Origin of the sequence: Devosia sp., assembly GCF_028290625.1 — a bacterium.
Classification (GTDB): Bacteria; Pseudomonadota; Alphaproteobacteria; order Rhizobiales; family Devosiaceae; genus Devosia.
This window is the reverse complement of record NZ_JAQGJM010000001.1, coordinates 118,873-136,986: the sequence shown is the minus strand read 5'-3', so window position 1 is coordinate 136,986 and position 18,114 is coordinate 118,873. Positions and strand designations below refer to the sequence as shown.

The following is an 18,114-nucleotide window of genomic DNA, read 5'->3' as shown; positions in this document are numbered from 1 at the left end:
CCAAATGAGGACAGTTATCCCCAGAATCGAGTTTTCACAATTCGTGTCATTCTGACTGCTTCACCAGACGTTTTAACTCAACAGAATGGAACGTTTGATGGATCTGAATACATCGAAATAGCTATACCGGCCGGCTGCCCCATAGTTCTTGGCACGCAACTTCCCGCCATGCCCCTGAAAGGGAGGTAACTCCATAGCTCGATTGGGAAATTGCCGCGATCACTGGCCCTGCTAGCTTCACCCTAGGCCAATACCTTCGCCTTGCGGAGGCCGGCTCTTATTCCAGGGGTAACCGATGTTGAAGCGGGTCTCGCTGGGCGAAGGGGTGGTGATCCACCAGCCTGAGCTCGTCAACTTGTACGACTGTTCGATCGGCCCAGGCAGCCGGATCGGCGCCTTTGTGGAGGTTCAAAAGAACGTCTCGATCGGGCGCAACTGCAAGATTTCCAGCCACAGCTTTATCTGCGAGGGCGTCACCATCGAGGATGGGGTGTTCATCGGCCACGGCGTGATGTTCACCAACGACATTTATCCAAGGGCAACCAACGACGATGGCGAGCTGCAGGGCAGCGACGATTGGGCCGTCGTGCCCACGATCGTGCGGGCCAATGCCTCCATCGGCAGTAATGCCACCATTCTTCCCGGCCTGACGATCGGCGAGGGCGCCCTGGTGGGCGCCGGCGCGGTGGTCACGCGCGACGTGCCGGCGGGCGCCGTGGTGGCGGGCGTTCCCGCTCGAGTGCTCCCGTCCGCCAATTCCTCGCTTCCGCAACATGAAAGGCTGCATCAATGATCGGCGTCGGCGTTATCGGCTACGGCTATTGGGGGCCAAATCTCGTCCGCAACTTCTCGGACATCCCAAATGTCGATCTTCGTTGGGTCTGCGACCTGCAGACCGAGCGGCTGGCCCGGCTGCGCACCCGTTACCCGGCCGTGCAGATCACCGAAGACTTCGAGGCGGTGCTGAACGACCCCAAGGTTCACGCGGTGGCGATAGCTACCCCCGTCTCGACCCATTTCAACCTGGCCATGCGCGCATTGCGCGCCGGCAAGAGCGTGTTCGTCGAAAAGCCCATCACCTCCACTGCAGAACAGGCGGAACGCCTGATCGAGGAGGCCGACCGGCGTGGGCTGACCGTGGCCGTCGACCACACCTTCATCCACACCGGGGCGGTCAAGAAACTGCGCGACGTGATCCGCAAGGATTTAGGCGACGTCTACTATTACGACTCCGTCCGGGTCAATTTGGGCCTGTTCCAGCACGATGTCAGCGTGATGTGGGACCTGGCGGTACACGACCTGTCGATCATGGATTTCGTACTCAACGAGCGTCCGCGCGCCGTCTCGGCCATCGGCATGTCGCACGTTGCCGGCTCGCCCGAGAACATTGCCTATCTGAACCTGCATTTCGACTGCAAGCTCATCGCCCATGTGCACGTCAACTGGCTCGCTCCGGTCAAGATCCGGCGTACCCTGGTGGGTGGGAGCAACAAGATGGTCGTCTATGACGATCTCGAGCCCAGCGAAAAGATCAAGATCTACGACAGCGGCATCACGCTGGATCCCATGGCGCCTCAGGCGGGCGAGCGGAAGAACCAGATGCGCATCGGCTATCGCACCGGCGACATGTACGCGCCTCAGCTCAACGTAACCGAGGCGCTCGGCTCCGAACTCGCCGAATTCATTGGCTGCGTCGAGCAGGGCACTCAGCCCACCGCCAATGGCGAGGCCGGCCTGCGTGTGGTGCGCATTCTGGAAGCGGCCAGTCGTTCGATGGCGCAAGGCGGCAACCTGGTTGAACTCCCCAAGGAGCGCGTTCTCGCATGATCCCGTTTCTCGATATCAAGGCGCAGTATGCCACGATCCAGCCCGAGCTGGAGGCCGCCGCGCTCAAGGTGCTCCGGTCCGGCCGCTATGTGCTCGGCGAGGAAGTGGCCGCGCTCGAAGAAGAGTTCGCCGCCTATTGCGGCACCCGCCATGCCATTGCGGTCAATACCGGCACCAGTGCGCTGCATCTGTCCTTGATCGCCGCCGGCGTGGGGCCGGGCGATGAGGTTATCACCACCCCCTTCACCTTCGTGGCAACTGCAGCCGCCATCAGCTATATCGGGGCACGGCCGGTTTTCGTCGATATCGATCCCGTGACTTTCAACATCGATGCAAACCAGATCGAGCGGGCCATCACGCCGCGGACCCGGGCCATCGTTCCCGTTCATCTCTATGGCCAGATGGCCGATATGGACCCGATCCTGCAAATTGCGGCCAAGCATGGCCTGGCGGTTATCGAGGATGCGTGCCAGGCGCACGGAGCGACCTACGGGGGCCAACGCGCTGGCAGCTTGGGAATCTCCGGCTGCTTCAGCTTTTATCCGGGCAAGAACCTGGGGGCGTGTGGCGAGGGTGGCATCATCGTCACCGGCGACGACAAACAGGCCCAGCAGATGCGCATGCTGCGCGATTGGGGCCAGGATCGGCGCTATCACCATGTGACGCAGGGCTATAATTACCGCATGGATGCCATCCAGGGCGCCATTCTGCGGGTCAAGCTGCGCCATCTTGAGGCCTGGACCGAAGCCCGCCGTACACGGGCACGGCTCTATACCAGCCTGCTGGCGCATGCACCCGTCGAGGTTCCACGGGAAGCGCACGGTCGCCGTCATGTCTGGCACGTCTTCGCCGTGCGCACGCGTGACCGCGGCCAGTTGCAAAAGTTCCTGCTGGCGGAAGGCGTCGAGACCGGCCTGCACTACCCCATCCCGGTGCACCTGCAGCCCGCCTACGCGGATCTGGGTCATGGACCCGGCGATTTCCCCGCCGCGGAGGCTGCCGCCAACAGCGTGCTTTCGCTCCCGCTTTACCCGGAGCTCAGTCTGCGAGACGTGGAGATTGTCGCCGAACTCGTAAAGCAGGATGCCTATGTCAGTTGAATCGATCGAAACCGGCCGCCGGACCACCTCGATCCACGGGCGCCGCGCCATCGCGGACGATCCGCAATTCGAGGATGGCCTGGCCGACTGGTTGGCAAGCAATTATGGCACCGACTCGCTGCAGGACGTTTATGCCCGCTTTGCCGTCGGCGAGGGCAAGCTCGATGCCCTGATGCGCCGGGCGATCTGGAAAACCGCCGCCAGGAGCTGCGGCTCCGGCCTGCAGGTTGGTAGCCAGGCTGGTTTCCGCAATATCGAAACCTTCGAGATCGGCGCCAATGTGTTCATCGGCACCGGCGCCTATATCCAGGGCCGGCATGATGGCACCTGCATCATCGGCGATCATGTGTGGATTGGTCCGCACGCCTATTTCGACGCCCGCAACCTCATCCTGGGAGACTATGTGGGCTGGGGTCCCGGCGCCAAAGTGCTGGGTTCGCAACACACCGGCATGCCGGTCAGCGAGCCGGTCATCACCACCGATCTGGAAATCAAGCCGGTTCGCATCGGGGCCGGCGCCGATATCGGCACCAATGCCACCATCCTGCCCGGCGTCAGCATCGGCGAGGGCGCCATTATCGGCGCCGGGGCCGTGGTGACCACCGATATTCCCGCCTACGCGATAGCGGCCGGAGTGCCGGCCCGCGTGCTGCGTCACCGCAAGGACGCCAAGTAACGCCCTACCCGATAAGAAAGGACACATGTCATGCAAGGCAAGCGGATACTCATCACCGGTGGAGCGGGCCTGATCGGCTCGCACATCGCCGACCTGGTGGCCGCTGACGCGCCCGCCGAGATTGTCGTGTACGATAATTTCGTGCGCGGCCGGCTGGAAAACCTTGCCGCGGCCCAGGCCATTGCGCCCATCACTATTGTCACCGGCGACATCCGCGACATCGACCTGCTGGCCAAGACCATGGCGGGGATCGATATCGTCTTTCACCAAGCCGCCATCCGCATCACCCAATGCGCCGAGGACCCACGCCTGGCTCATGACGTGCTGGCCACCGGCACTTTCAATGTGCTGGAAGCGGCCGTCGCCGCCAAGGTCAAAAGGCTAGTGGCTGCCTCTTCGGCCTCGGTGCTGGGTGCGGCCGACGTCTTCCCCACCACCGAACAGCACCATCCTTATAACAACCGCACCATCTATGGCGCCGCCAAGACCTATAACGAGACCCTGCTCCGCAGCTTCAACGAAATGTACGGCCTCGATTACGTGGCGTTGCGCTATTTCAACGTCTATGGGCCACGCATGGATGTCTACGGCGCCTATACCGAGGTGCTGATCCGCTGGATGGAGCGCATCGCCGCAGGCTTGCCCCCGATCATCATGGGCGATGGCACGCAGACCATGGACTTTGTGCATGTGCGCGATATTGCCCGTGCCAACGTGCTCGCGGCAAAGTCGAGCGCATCCGACGCCGTGTTCAATGTGGCGAGCGGAACCGAGACCAGCCTCAGCGACCTCGCGCGCATCCTGCTCGGTGTCATGGGCTCTTCCCTCACGCCGATCCACGAAGCCGCCCGCAAGGTCAATCCGGTCGCCCGGCGCCTGGCGTCGACCGAAAAGGCCGAACGCGAGATTGGCTTCCGAGCCGAGATTTCCATCGAGGAGGGCATGGCAGACCTGGTGTCCTGGTGGCGGGCCGAACGCATGCCGCAGCGGAGCGATGTCGCATGAGCACGCGTCAGATACCCGTCGCCAAGCCCGTTCTCGACGAGCTCGAAGTGGAAGCCGCGCGACGGGTGATCCTCTCCGGCTGGGTAACCCAAGGCCCCGAAGTCGCCAAGTTCGAGCAGGAATTCGCCGCCTACGTGAACGCCCCGTTTGCGTGCGCCGTCTCCAACTGCACGACGGCACTGCATCTGGCGCTGATCGCGGCTGGGGTTGAGCAGGGCGATGAAGTCATCACCGTCAGCCACTCCTTTATCGCCACCGCCAATGCCATCCGCTATTGCGGCGCGACGCCGGTCTTCGTCGATATCGAGGCCCACGGCTTTAATATCGACCCCGACCAGATCGCCGCAGCCATCACGGCGCGTACCAAGGCCATCATCGTCGTGCACCAGTTGGGCATGCCGTGCGACCTGGCGCGTATCGTGCCGATCGCCCGCCAACATGGCATCACGTTGATCGAGGACGCGGCCTGCGCCATCGGCAGCGAGATGTTGTGGAATGGCAATTGGGAGCGCATCGGCAAGCCGCATGCCGATATTGCGTGCTTCTCGTTTCACCCGCGCAAGGTCGTCACCACCGGCGACGGCGGCATGCTGACCACCGCCAACCCGGATTATGACCGAAAGTTTCGCCTGCTGCGCCAGCATGCCATGACGGTGCCCGATACCGTGCGGCATGGTTCCCGTCAGGTGATCTTCGAGAGCTATGACGAGGTCGGGTTCAACTATCGCATGACCGATCTGCAGGCCGCCATCGGCCGGGTACAGCTTACCCGCCTGCCGGAAATCATCGCCGCCCGGCGCAAGCTCGGGGCGCTCTATACGTCCCTGCTGTCGCGCATCGATGGTCTGCGTCCGCCGACCGAGCCGAACTGGGCGCGTAGCAATTGGCAAAGTTACTGCGTGACCTTGCCAGCCGAAGCGGACCAGGCAAATGTCATGCAGGTCATGCTCGATCGTGGCATTTCGACCCGCCGCGGCGTGATGAATTCCCATCTGGAGCCGGCCTATGGCGAGCGCGGCAACTATCGCATCCACGGTTCCCTCGCCCGTTCGGAAGCCGCCCAACGCACCGCGATCATGCTGCCGCTGTTCGTCCAGATGAGCGAGGACGATGTGGGCTATGTGGCGAGCGAGTTAGGCCAGGCCCTGGCTCGGGTTCCCGAGCACGCATTCTAGACCAAGCGATATCGTCTTTTATTAGGTCCACACCCTCACGGGCGTGGACCTAAGTTTTTGCGCCTTACACGCGGTCGGTCGCGGGCGCTGCCATTTGCGGCTCATGCCGCAGTACAAAATAGACCAGCGGCTGCAACCTCGAGGGTATCCATTGCCGCGGCACCAGGCGGACAAGCTGGGCCAGCGAAAACCAGCTTCCGATGGCCGTGCCGATCAGCGCCACGCCGAGCCCCGACCAGAACGGCAGCAGCTCGACCGCGATCAGCGTTAATCCCGTAAGACCCACGAACATGGCGATGAGTAACAGGTTCTCGTGCGACCAGCGAAAGCCGCTTATCCGCCGCACCAGATAATAGATCAGCACGCCATGCCAGACATAAAGCCCCACAAAGGCGATGCCGGCGCCGGCCAGACCCACCACACGCAGCAGAACCCAGACGAGTCCAAGCTGCACCACGGTGGCGGCGAGTTCGGTCCAGAAGAACATCTTCTGATTGCCTTTGGCCAGAATGACGAACCCCATCGGCCAGGCGATCACGCGCAGCAACATGCCCAGGCAGAACCAGCGCAGCACCGGCACCGCATCGGCAAACTGGGTGGAGTAGAACACGGCCATGACCAGCGGGGACAGCGCCAGCGTGGCCAACAGTCCCGGACCGGCCAGGAGGATACTGATGCGCGACTGCTCGTTGACCATGCGGGTGCATGCCACATTGTCGTCGGCCACAGCCGACAGGCGCGGATAGAAATCGGCGCCCATGGCCTGGAGGATAAAGCCCACATAGATGCCGCCCAGCGCCCAGGCCGCCTGGTAATTGCCGGCCGCTTCAACACCGTTCTGCTGGACGATGAAGATGCGGATCAAGAATGCCGATGCTGCGGCGAGAAGGCCGCTCGCCATGAAGGCGAAGCCCAATTGCAGCAGCAGCCGGGTTTCGGCGGTAAAGTCCGACCATGACAGCTTGGTCCTGGGCAGCACGATCTTGCGGCCATACCATTGGGCGGCCAGCCACGAGGTCAGCGCCACGGCGATGATCGAGGGCACGATGCCGGCCTCGCCAAAGAAGTAAACCAATGGAATGGCCGCAGCGGTGTTGAGCACGGCGCCCACCACCGCCACTCGCGCCATGTCGCCGATGCGCCGGTGGCCCTGGATCAGGGCGGCCGGTGCACCGGCCACGATGCGCAACAGCACCGCCAGGCCCAGCAACACGACACCCCATGCATGCGCCTCGCTGCCGAAAGACAATTGGGATATCGGTCCGGCCAATGCGATCAACAGCGCCGCACCCAGCGCACCCAACACCCATGACGTCAGGGTCAGCACGCGCGCGACCCGCGCCACCTTGGCCTGGTCATCGCTCGACACGGACACCGCAACCTGCCTGACCCCGCTGGACTGGACGCCCAGGCCGGCCAGCGCGACCGCAAGATCGACAATGACGTTGTAGATCCCGAACAGCGCGATGCCGCCGGGCCCGAGATAGACGGCCAGCACTTTGAGCCGGATCACCGACATGGCGATATTGACGATCGAGGACGCGCCGATCAGCGAGGTCGACTTGATGATGTCCCCGTATCGCGAGGCAGAGGTCGCCGACCCAGCGTCGGGCGTCACCGACCTAATTGTGTCCTTGCCCACCACAATCCTCTCAGATTTTTTTCGCGCGGCTTTGAGCCTCTCAAACCGTAAGGCCGCCTACAATCAGCGAAAATGTATTCTGCGACCAACGAGATAGCCCGAACGATGTATGCGCGATCAAACGCAGTAATCCTTTTGATGTATCCGGCACCTTGTTTGTGGATACTTGCATAAAAGTGTTGCGAATTGATCACATTTGCGGGGACGCCCGGAATATTCGTACATTAAGATGATTTTAACCATAATCATCCAAAACGAATCGACCTCTGTTTTCTGCTGATTCCTCAGTTACTTGTTTGCCCCCCGTTTTATCGCTTACGGAATTGAGGCCGCAATAGGGCAGTTTGCGGGCCCTTTAAGCCGTCTTGGCCTCTCGACAGCCCAATTTGGACGTCAAACACGCTCTCGTGATAACAACCAAAGGAACATCAGATGGCAGTATGGCCAGATGCAACCACCACCGGCGTCCCTGACGGCGTGAAACTTCTCCCCTCCGGAGACATCGTCGTCACCAAGGCGGGCACAGTGCTCTCGGGTCTCAACATCACCGGTAGCGTCTATATCGATGCCGACAACGTCACCTTGCAGAACTGCAAGATCACTTCGAGCAGCTTCGCGGTGGTGCAGATCAGGAATGGCAGCGACGGAGTCATTGTCCAGAACTGCGATATCAACGGGCTCAATGCCGGTGGTCAGGGCATTTCCGGCTATGGCAAGTTTATCGGCAACGACATCTCTGGCGTGGCAGACGGTATCAATGTCACCGGTGACCATGTCCTGATCCAGGACAACTATATCCACGACCTCGGCGGTACTTCTGACTCCCACTACGACGGTATCCAGGTCGACGGCGGTGTCTCCGATATCAGGATCGAGCACAACTCGGTCATCAACGACCACGGGCAAACGGCCGCGGTGATGATCGACGACTTCTTCGGACACACCTCAAACGTGGTGGTGAACAACAACCTGCTGACCGGCGGCGGATACACGGTCTACGTCACCGGGCTTGATGGCAATGGCACGGAGAATGTGCAAGTCACCAACAATCATATTGGCTCAGGCCAATGGGGCGACACCTACTTCGCGGCCGCCAACCCTGTGTATACGGGCAACGTCAACGACGGCGATGCATTGGCCGCACAACTGGGCAACCAGGGCTCGGGTGGTTCGACGCCCATTCCACCGGTCACCTCACCGCCGGTCGTCTCACCACCAGTCACGCCGCCAGCAACGAACACGCCCACCGACGGTGCCGATGCTCTCACCGGCGATAGCGCGAGCAATGCCATCAGCGGCAAGGCCGGCAACGATACGATCAATGGCATGGCTGGCAACGATACCATCACGGGCGGCGCGGGCTATGACGTGCTGACCGGGGGCGCGGGTAACGATACCTTCGCGTTCGGCAGTGTCGCCGATATGGGGACGCGTGCCGGTGCGCGGGACGTCATTACCGACTTTACCCAGGGCCAGGACAAGATCGACCTGTCGGCCATCGACGCCAATAGCAAACTCGCTGGCAACCAGGACTTCACCTTCATCGCCGGCAACGACGCCAGCTTTACCAAGACAGCCGGTGAACTGGCCTGGCACACCGAGGCCGCAACGGGCCGGACCGTCATCCAGGGCGATATCAACGGTGACGGCGTCCACGATTTCGAGATCGAACTGAAGGGCCTGCTCAACCTCAAGGCCAGCGACTTCATCGGTGCCGGAGCGACAACGCCGAGCACACCAACGCCTCCCAGTGGTGGCACGACGACCCCGCCCCCCACGACGACGCCAGACACCGGCTTGATCAAGCTGACCGGTACATCGGGCGTAGACCGGCTGACGGGCGATGCTCGTAACAACTACATCGACGGCAAGGCCGGCAACGACGTGCTCAAAGGCGAAGCCGGGCATGACACCATTTACGGTGGGGCCGGGCGCGACGTCATGACCGGTGGCACTGGCAACGATACCTTCCTGTTCAAGGCGGTGTCGGACATGGGCACCAATGCGATGTCGCGTGATGTGATCACCGACTTCGTCAAGGGCCAGGACAAGATCGATCTGTCGGCGATCGACGCCAACGGCAAACTGAGCGGCGATCAGGCGTTCAGCTTCCTTGCTATCGACGACCAGCTCTTTACCCACAAGGCTGGCCAGGTCGCATGGCACATCGATGCGGCCCACAATCAGACGATCGTCCAGGGTGATATGAACGGTGACGGGGTCCATGACTTCGAGATCCAGCTCACCGGGCAAATCCATCTCGGCAGCGGCGACTTCATTATGTAGTCGGCACTTCCATTGAGCGGAGGGCTGGCGAGCCCTCCGCCTCCAGATCCTTGACGTCCGCCGTAGGCCGATCGGCTGCCAGGCGTTACTCCACTCGAAGGTATTACTGCGGGCGCCGTAGCGCCCATCGCCGCAAACGTTGAAAACGCGCCCATATGGACTACCCGCCGCCCGGACGTCCTGCCGCGGGACCGGATATTGCGGCTCAGCATCGTCGATATCGATCGAAACTGCCCCTTACAGTCAAACTCAAGTATCGGGGCCAAAAGCGGATGCACTTCCGCGTGATCGAGCCGCTTTAACTAAACATTCACAAATCTTCCGGCGCCGCAGCGCTACCACAATTGGTGCGGCAGCGTACGGACTCCGTGGAAACTTGGCCGCCTCCATGCGCAGCCGTTCACGCGCCAAAGCAGGTGATTGTGCGTAGCTCCTGATAGGTAACCTACTGATATATATGGAAAATAACGGCGTTTTCCGCGCCGCGGAAACCTGTCAAGTCGCCAGTTCTGGCAAGTAGCAAAAGCCTCCAAACAAGGCTCTCATCAATACCCGAACGCCTTAAACCAGCCTAATTCATCTGGGCGGAGAGTCACGGGCGAGTCACGCAAACTATGTTCCATTAAATTGCGGCTGAACTACTTAACGTAAATAAACGCACAATTCGGGGGCGCAAATGTCTGAAGTAACCAGCCTTAGTACCGAACAGGGAATCTATGCCGTTTGGCACACTACACCATCCCAAGATGCCGACGGCCGCGACGGCATTCTCATACTGGCCGATACAGGCGTGACTTTCCAAAGCCTGCTTAAGTCTGCTCAGCAATGTTTCCCGCGAGTAGGCATTACACTGTCAAACCAGTTGCCGGATGACGATGACGAAGTCTATCTGCCACGCCTAATCCTGTTGGACGCGTTCGCGTTCCGCAACGTCGCCAATGTCATCGGGCAATGCCGCGAACGCTATCCGAATACACCGATAGCGTTAATGGTGGAGAGCGGCTGGAACGAAGATCCCGCCCTGCGGGCAGTGGTGGCCGAGCGGGCTATCCAGGGTCTCGTGCCGTTTAATCTGCAGATCAATGTCTGGCTTGCTACCATTTGGCTCCTGCTCAATGGTGGCGAATATTTCCCAAGTGTCGTCAGTCCACGATCTGCCGCTCGGGGGTTCCTCACGCGTCGCAGCCAACACACCGGCGGCGACCAGCCTGAGGTCGACGGGGCCGGCGTGCTGTCCAGCCGCGAAGCCGAAGTGCTCGAGTTGATGTCGGATGGCCTGCAGAACAAGATCATCGCGGTCAAGATGGAATTGTCCGAGCACACCGTGAAGGTGCACGTGCACAATATCATCCGCAAGCTCAAGGTCCACAACAGGACCCAGGCCGCCGCCGTGTTCAGGTCTTTCGACCGCAGGCCGAGCTATGTGCCCAACCAATCGACCGGCGTCATGCCAGTAACAGCCCGGGAAATTTAGGTGCCTGGCAAATAAATCGGCAACCAGCTACGACCGTTCGCGGTTCATATGAAGTCGATAAAGTGAACGGCTTTATATGCATTGCGACGGTCCGAAAGAGTTGATCATCGATTTAGTTGATTCTGCTCGCTTTTTGCAGAGATTTTCATTAAATTCCGCCTGTGAACTAAAGTCGCAGCGTGGCTCTCCACCCGGCCGGTGCGTGAGCCACGTTACTGGCTGATGTTGAAGAGTGCGTTGCACAGATTGTCACTTTAGATGATTACGAGCAGTACACCTAAGATATCCATACTGACTTTTGGCGATTGCCACGTATCGGTGGGAGGACGTTTGGTCAATCCGCCGGTCAATTTCTTGCGCTTTTTGGTCTACGTCCTGCTTGAGGGACGCGGCAAACCGGTCATGCGCCGGCGCGTCGGAGATTTGATCTGGTCGGATGGCGGTTCGGAGCAGGCTAGCGCCGATATAAGGCAGTCTCTCGTTCGCATACGTCGCTTCCAGGACGAGAACGACCTGCATCTATTGGCAACCGATCCGAACATGGCTTGGCTTACTTTAAGCGAGCATATCTATTTCGATCTTGCCGAGTTCGTCGAACTTGCCGCCAATCCAACGCCCCGGGCGTGGGTGCGGATGTGCGATATCTACAATGGTGAACTGCTGGGGTCGCTGCGCGCGGCAGGCGAAGGCTTTGAGGAATGGCTGTCCTACAAGCGTTCGGCGCTGCGCTACGATTTCGTTAGCGCCATTTCGCGGGCGGTATTGCCCGACAGCCCGCTAACGGCCCATCATCGCCAATTCTGCGCCAAGCGGCTGCTGCAAGTGGATCCCTATCATGAAGGCGCCCATCGGGCCCTGATGTATGACGCTGCGGCCAATGGGCAGTTTTCCTCCTTGCGCCTGCTCTACGAGGAGTGCGTGCGCCGCTTGCGCAATGAGCTGGGCGTTGACCCCGACGAGGAGACTGTCCGGCTCTATCAGCGCTTGATCAGTCGAGCGCCGGCCAACTAGCCGGGGCACGCGCCTGCCTCAGGCGTGCGCGTGTTCGGGCGATAGCACCCTTTGGGCAATGCGCTCCCCGATCGGCAGGGCCGAAGTGGCGGCCGGCGACGGCGCATTGCACACATGCAGCATGCGGCCGGCCTCGATGAACAGAAAATCCTGCACCATGGTACCGTCCCGGCGGACGGCCTGCGCGCGGATACCAGCCGGCATCGGCGTCAGGTCCTCAAGCTCCAGTTCTGGGCAATATTTCCGGCAGGCCGCCAGATAGCGGCGGCGAAAGAGGCTGTCAGCCATCTCATCGACGCCCGACCGCAGATTGCGGCCCATTGTGCGCCAAAACCCGGGGAAAGTGGCCATTTGGGCCATATCACGAAGCGAAAATTGCCCTTTGGCATAACCCTCTCGCGCCAACCCCAGCACCGCATTGGGGCCGACGCTGATGCCGCCATCGATCATCGGCGTCAGGTGAATCCCCAGGAATGGCAGGCTTGGGTCAGGCACGGGGTAAATCATGGCCCGCACCAGGTTGTCGCGCCGTGGCGCCAGGCGATAATATTCGCCCCGGAACGGTACGATCGCGAAATCAATGTCGAGCCCGGCCAGCCGCGCGACGCGGTCCGATTGCAGCCCCGCGCACGCCACAAGCTGATCTGCCTGTAGCGAGCCGTCCATAGTGTCGATCGTGACGCCGCCTGCTTCCTCAAAAATCCTGGTTGGCGCGACCCCGAAGCGGATCTCCGCCCCGGCCCGCCTGATGTCCTGGGCCAGCGCCCCCAGCACCCGCTTGTAGTCGACGATGGCTGCGCTGGGCACCAGCACGCCACGCAGGCCCACTATATCTGGCTCCCGCACGGCAATGTCGGTTGGCGACAGCACTTCTATGGCGATTCCGTTGGCGGCCGCCCGCGCTTCCAGCTTTGCCAGCCGCTCGACTTCGACCGGCGAAGTGGCGACGATCAGCTTGCCGCGTTCCTCAAAGGCGATGCCGTGGGCGTGGCAATACTGTTTGGTGCGCACCATGCCTTCCGCACAGAGCAGCGCCTTCAAGCTGCCCGGAGCATAATAGATGCCCGAATGGATCACGCCCGAATTACGTCCGGTTTGATGCAGACCAAGCGCAGCCTCTTTTTCCAGCACCACAAGGCTCGCGCCCGGCCGTGCCCGCAGCAGTGCTCGCGCCGTCGCCAGCCCCACAATCCCGCCGCCGATGATACAAAATTCGTAGCGCAAGCCGGTCTTCCCTCACGCCCTGACAATGCAGCGTCACCGCCGCGTTGACCAGCACCCCCGCCGTCCCCAAATCGGCGTAGTCCGAACAGCGGACGGAACAGTGCGGGTTCTTCGTGAGGTGATCAAGATACGCTGGAGGTGCCGGGCGCGGGTCGCCGGTCGGCCCATCAATGGCGGCGCCTGTGACATAGGGCAGATGGCCAAGCCACCGCTGAACTCGCGCTCAGCAGTGGCCGTTGCGGACTTAAAGGTCCGCGGCCCTTGCGCCTGGTGTCACAAGGCGAAGAGTTTCAGAACGTCCTCCACGCTGGTCTTGCGCCCGTAGTCGGCAAGCTGGAAGCTTTCGGCAAACTGATGCCCGCCGCTCATTGCCGGCAGCGCATACATGAATTCCGGCCAGTATTTCAGAATGAAGGCGCGCTCGGCGGCCCAGTTACCGATCGTGGGAGCCTCGTCGATGAAACCGCGTTCGAACGGGGCGAACTCATAGAACTGCGTAGCATGGGCGGCGCAGGCCTTGAGCTTGGCGTCGATCGAAGGGCCGACATCGATGACGACGTCGTGCTGGTGCACGTCGAGGGAGCCATAGTCGATCATCTTCAGGCAGATCGGCGCCTGGGCCAGCGGGGGCACTTCGGGGCAAATATTGCCATTGGTGCAGAAGCCCGAGGCCTCGCGCACGATGCGGCCGGCGGCGCGGTTGTCGAGATGGCCGGGGCATTCGTCGTGGAAGGTGATGACCACATCGGCTTGCCAGCGGCGGATCGACGAGATCACGGCAGTGCGGACGGCCAGATCGGGCATCAGCTCGCCATCATGATTGTCGAGAATCTCGTAGTCGAGCACGCCGAGATGGCGGGCGGCGGTATAGGCCTCGCGGGCGCGGCGGCGCTTCAGCGGCTCGCGGTCCATCTGGTAATGGCCGGCATCGCCATTGGTGAGCGACATGAACTTGACGGCGACGCCGCGGTCGGCGAGGCGGCGCATGGTGCCGCCGGCATACATTTCCGCCTCGTCGGGATGCGCTTCGACGACCAGCACTTTGAGCGGGTAAGACATTGTGGGCATTACTCCTTTGAGATTCGGGACCGCAGGGCGTCGGCTGCGGCCCTGAGGGTCGTGCCACTGCGGGTAACAAAGCCTTCGAGTTCGTTGAGGCTGGGGTTGGGTGAAAAGTAGTCGTCGGGCGCGATCATCGTGCCGGCGCGTGCGCCGTCCTCGAAGGCGCGGGAGAGGCGGATCAACTCGAGGATTTCGCCGAGCACGGCGTCGGGCTGGCGGGCCTGCCAATCGGGATCGAACAACGGGATCTGGTTCTTGTCCGAGCCCCAGACGTTCTCGATGGTGAAGTTGGGATAGCTGCCGGCATCAAACAGGGCGCCAAGCACCGCCTGCCAGTCGATGACGCCATCGCCGCAGGCGCGCGTCTGCCGCTCCAGCCCATGCGGGCGGGGGAACAGCACGATGTCGCGCATATGTGTCTTTTTCACATAGGGGGCGAGGCGCCGCGTGGCGGCCACCGGATCTTCGCCGCGCACCACCACATTGGCCAGATCAAGGGTGACGCCGAGCGTGTCGGAACCAACCTGTTCGATCAGGCGGACGATCTCAGCGGTGGTGATTTCCTCATGCGTTTCGACGGCAATGACGGCGTGGTGGTCAACCAGCACTGGCTTGAGCTTGAGCAGGAACTTGCGGATAGCGTCGAGCTGGTCAGGCCAGTCCACGTCGGTGCGGTAGCGATCGATGGCGTGGAGGCCCCAGTCGTGGCGCTGGTAGTTGGCGGTGTCGCCCCAGAGCGCCGTGCAGCCGATTTCGGTGGTGGCCTCGATCATGCGGGTCATGCCGAGCAGGTAGTCGCCCTTGCCGATATCGCGCACTTCGGGCGCTTCGGCTGTGTTGTAGGGGTTGATCTTGCCCAGCCCCATTTCTAGGTAGAGCCCAAGCTCGTCGGCGCGCTGCCTGACGGCAGCCAAAAACCCGCAATCGAGGTCGGGCGAGACATCGAGGACTGTGCGGAAAAACACCCCCGCATGGCCGAGCTCGGCGCAGCGTTCGAGCAGCTTGATCGGGCCCAGTTCGGCGGCACGCGGGAATTTGCGGCCATCGATGCCGATACGGATTTCAGGAATTGTGGTGGTCATGTTGTGGCTTCTGTCAGGTGGTTGTCCGTGTGGCCGTCGGGCAGGCCCAGGCCACCGGGGACGGCGGCGATAAGGCGGCGCGTGTATTCGTGCTGGGGGTGCATGAGGATGGCCTTGGCGGGGCCTTCCTCGACGATCTGGCCGCGATGCATGACCGCGATGCGGTCGGCGATATAGCCTGCGCTGACCATGTCGTGGGTGATGTAGAGCACCGCGACGCCCTGCTCATCGCGCAGGCGGGCGATGAGGTTGAGGATATCGCGGCGGATCGAGACGTCGAGCATCGACACCGGCTCGTCGGCAACCAGCAGCTTGGGGGACGCTGCGAGGGCCCGGGCGAGGCCGACGCGCTGGCGCTGGCCGCCGCTGAGTTCGTGGGGGCGCCGGTCGAGATAACTTGCAGGCGGCGTCAGGCCGACTTCGGTGAGGAGCGAGGCAACGCGGGCTTCGACATCGACCTTTTGCGCATGCGGGGCAGAGATCACGGCACGGCGCAGGTGGTGACCGATGGTGTGGAGTGGGTTGAGCGAACCATAGACATCCTGGAACACCATCTGGGCAGCGCGCGGCGTGCTCTTCCTGCGGCGCGAGACGGGGACCGGGGTGTGGCCATCGACAATAATGTCGCCGGAACTCGGCCGCGTGAGGCCGGTGACCATGCGGCCGAAGGTCGATTTGCCGCTGCCCGATGCGCCCACCAAGGCGACGATTTCGCGCGGGGCGAGGCGGAACGAGACGTCGTTGATGGCCATAAGCATGGAGCGGCCGGTCAGCGGATTGGTGCCATAGGCTTTGACCAGATGGGCGGTTTCGAGCACCGGATGGGCCACGTCCTTGGGCCGGATGACATCGGGAGTGGCGAAATCGATGCGCGGGGTGGCGGACAGCAGGGTGCGGGAATACGGGTGCTCCTGATGCCGGCGGAAGGCCTCGACGGTGGCGGTTTCGACGATCTTGCCATCCTTCATCACGGCGATGCGGTCGGCGACATCGAACAGCAGCGGCAGGTCGTGGGTAATGAGCAGCACGGCAAAGCCCATCTGCTGTTGCAGCGCTTTGACGGTGACGAAGATCTCCTGCTGGACGATGACGTCGAGGGCGGTCGTGGGCTCATCAAGAATGACAAGCTGCGGTGACAGGGCGAGCGCCATGGCGATGACCACGCGCTGGCGCTGGCCCCCGCTGAGCTCATGCGGGAAGGCGTTGAGCCGCCGGGGGTCGATATCGACCATCTGCAGCAGTTCGGCCGGGCTCTTGCTGCCGCCGCCGCGATCCAGCACTTCCTGCAACTGCCATTTGATGGTCTTGACCGGATTGAGCGAGGTCAGCGAGTTCTGCAGCACGATCGAGGCGGTGCGCCAGCGCAGCTCGCGGACCTTGGCCTCATCGGAGGTCAGCATATCGTGACCGGCGATGCGGATATCGCCGCCGGTGATGATGCCGGGCGCGCGCAACAGGCGCAGGATCGATTGGGCGATGGTCGACTTGCCGCAGCCCGATTCTCCGGCCAGGCCCATGAACTCGCCGGGCGCGATGCTGAACGAGACGCCGTCGACGGCCGGAACCATGCCGGTTTCGCCGGCATAACCGACGCTGAGGTCAACGATCTCAAGGGCTGGGGTGATGTCAGGCATTGCGCTTCACCGGGGTCATGAGCGAGGCACTCGATTTGCGGACGCCGGCGCGGCGCAGCAGCCGGTCGGCGCGGAGGCGCGGATTGCCGAGCTCGTCGACGGCGTTGTTGATCAGCGCCAGCGAAAAGGCGGTGAGCGCGATGGCCATGCCGGGGACGACGAAAGTCCACCACGCGCCTCGAATCAGCGCCGAGGTATTTTGTGCCCAGAACAGCATCGAGCCCCAGGTCACCTGGCCGCCATCGCCGAGCCCGAGGAATTCGAGCGAAGCCTGAGCGGTGATGGCAAAGATCACCTGGTTGACGAAATAAGCGGCGACGACCGAGCCCATATTGGGCAGCAGCTCGATGGCAACGATGCGCCAGCGGCGCTCGCCCACATCCTCGGCCGCGGCGATGAATTCGCGTTCGCGCAGGCTGAGGGCCTGCGAGCGGAACAGGCGGGCGCCAAAGGCCCAGCCGGTAATGGTCAGGACCGCGATCATGGTCAGCGGTCCGGGGGGCAGGAAAGCAGCAAGGACCACGATCAGCGGCAGGCTGGGAATGACGAGGAACACATTGGTGACCAGCGTCAGCACGTCGTCGACCCAGCCGCGGAAATAAGCGGCGGTGAGCGCCACGATCAGCGCCAATAGCGTAGTGAGCACGGCGATGGTGAAGGCGATCCACAGCGTGTTCTGGCCGCCATAGAGGAACTGGCTGAGGACGTCCTGGCCCTGCCCGGTGGTGCCGAACAGGTGCTTGAGCGAGGGAAACTCGTTGATGCCGCCGGTGGCGCGTTTGGGATTGTAGGGGGCGATCCACTGAGCCAGTGCCGATGAGCCGACGAGGATCAATAGGATCACCGCGCCGACGGTGACGGGGATGGAACCGAAGGCCTTGCGGCGGGCACTGGCGAGCGTGTCGTAGAGCGCCAT

15 protein-coding genes are annotated in these 18,114 nt (G+C 62.1%); 9 read left to right on the top strand and 6 right to left on the bottom strand.

All coding sequences use genetic code 11. The annotated features are described in order from the left end of the window. The first annotated feature begins 295 nt into the window (after positions 1-295). From JWR51_RS00590 to JWR51_RS00565, 6 genes are read left to right on the top strand one after another with little or no spacing between them, the layout of a single operon-like run. The gene (locus tag JWR51_RS00590; RefSeq protein WP_299742178.1) at positions 296-793 is read left to right on the top strand and encodes an acyltransferase; all 498 of its coding nucleotides are present in this window, start codon (positions 296-298) and stop codon (positions 791-793) included. After that, on the top strand, positions 790-1,827 hold the full coding sequence (locus tag JWR51_RS00585) for a Gfo/Idh/MocA family oxidoreductase (RefSeq protein ID WP_299742175.1): 1,038 nt from the start codon (positions 790-792) through the stop codon (positions 1,825-1,827). Before JWR51_RS00590 ends, JWR51_RS00585 begins: the two co-directional genes overlap by 4 nt. Beyond that, positions 1,824-2,927, top strand: a complete 1,104-nt coding sequence (locus JWR51_RS00580) for a DegT/DnrJ/EryC1/StrS family aminotransferase (protein WP_299742172.1) — start codon at positions 1,824-1,826, stop codon at positions 2,925-2,927. Before JWR51_RS00585 ends, JWR51_RS00580 begins: the two co-directional genes overlap by 4 nt. Then, entirely contained in the window at positions 2,917-3,603 is a 687-nt protein-coding gene (locus tag JWR51_RS00575) for an acyltransferase (RefSeq protein WP_299742170.1), read from the top strand. Before JWR51_RS00580 ends, JWR51_RS00575 begins: the two co-directional genes overlap by 11 nt. Before the next feature lie 30 nt (positions 3,604-3,633). Then, positions 3,634-4,608 (top strand): NAD-dependent epimerase/dehydratase family protein, encoded by a 975-nt coding sequence (locus JWR51_RS00570; RefSeq protein ID WP_299742168.1) that lies wholly within the window; start codon positions 3,634-3,636, stop codon positions 4,606-4,608. Continuing rightward, positions 4,605-5,783 (top strand): DegT/DnrJ/EryC1/StrS family aminotransferase, encoded by a 1,179-nt coding sequence (locus JWR51_RS00565; RefSeq protein WP_299742166.1) that lies wholly within the window; start codon positions 4,605-4,607, stop codon positions 5,781-5,783. Before JWR51_RS00570 ends, JWR51_RS00565 begins: the two co-directional genes overlap by 4 nt. Before the next feature lie 64 nt (positions 5,784-5,847). Here the strand turns inward: JWR51_RS00565 and JWR51_RS00560 are convergent, their stop codons facing one another. Continuing rightward, entirely contained in the window at positions 5,848-7,401 is a 1,554-nt protein-coding gene (locus JWR51_RS00560; RefSeq protein WP_299742567.1) for an O-antigen translocase, read from the bottom strand. A gap of 456 nt (positions 7,402-7,857) precedes the next feature. Here JWR51_RS00560 and JWR51_RS00555 point away from each other — a divergent pair, with 456 nt between their 5' ends. The 3 genes from JWR51_RS00555 (at position 7,858) to JWR51_RS00545 (ending at position 12,196) form a co-directional block, all read left to right on the top strand. Continuing rightward, a complete protein-coding gene (locus JWR51_RS00555; RefSeq protein ID WP_299742164.1) occupies positions 7,858-9,711 on the top strand; it encodes a M10 family metallopeptidase C-terminal domain-containing protein in 1,854 nt (617 codons plus the stop codon). A 676-nt stretch (positions 9,712-10,387) separates the two neighbouring features. Next, a complete protein-coding gene (locus JWR51_RS00550) occupies positions 10,388-11,185 on the top strand; it encodes a response regulator transcription factor (RefSeq protein WP_299742163.1) in 798 nt (265 codons plus the stop codon). A gap of 330 nt (positions 11,186-11,515) precedes the next feature. Then, positions 11,516-12,196 (top strand): BTAD domain-containing putative transcriptional regulator, encoded by a 681-nt coding sequence (locus JWR51_RS00545; RefSeq protein WP_299742161.1) that lies wholly within the window; start codon positions 11,516-11,518, stop codon positions 12,194-12,196. Between the two features lie 18 nt (positions 12,197-12,214). Here the strand turns inward: JWR51_RS00545 and lhgO are convergent, their stop codons facing one another. The 5 genes from lhgO to JWR51_RS00520 all read right to left on the bottom strand — a co-directional run bounded on the left by lhgO (position 12,215) and on the right by JWR51_RS00520 (position 18,114). Then, entirely contained in the window at positions 12,215-13,420 is a 1,206-nt protein-coding gene (gene lhgO, locus JWR51_RS00540; protein ID WP_299742159.1) for an L-2-hydroxyglutarate oxidase, read from the bottom strand. Positions 13,421-13,693: 273 nt separating this feature from the next. Continuing rightward, positions 13,694-14,479, bottom strand: coding sequence for a PIG-L family deacetylase (locus JWR51_RS00535; RefSeq protein WP_299742158.1), 786 nt, complete (start codon positions 14,477-14,479; stop codon positions 13,694-13,696). An 8-nt stretch (positions 14,480-14,487) separates the two neighbouring features. Then, positions 14,488-15,564 carry a TIM barrel protein gene (locus tag JWR51_RS00530; protein WP_299742156.1) on the bottom strand — a complete coding sequence of 359 codons (1,077 nt, stop codon included), beginning with the start codon at positions 15,562-15,564 and terminating at the stop codon, positions 14,488-14,490. After that, positions 15,561-17,198 carry an ABC transporter ATP-binding protein gene (locus JWR51_RS00525; protein ID WP_299742154.1) on the bottom strand — a complete coding sequence of 546 codons (1,638 nt, stop codon included), beginning with the start codon at positions 17,196-17,198 and terminating at the stop codon, positions 15,561-15,563. The genes JWR51_RS00530 and JWR51_RS00525 overlap by 4 nt, the downstream gene beginning before the upstream one ends. After that, a complete protein-coding gene (locus JWR51_RS00520) occupies positions 17,191-18,114 on the bottom strand; it encodes an ABC transporter permease (protein ID WP_299742152.1) in 924 nt (307 codons plus the stop codon). The genes JWR51_RS00525 and JWR51_RS00520 overlap by 8 nt, the downstream gene beginning before the upstream one ends.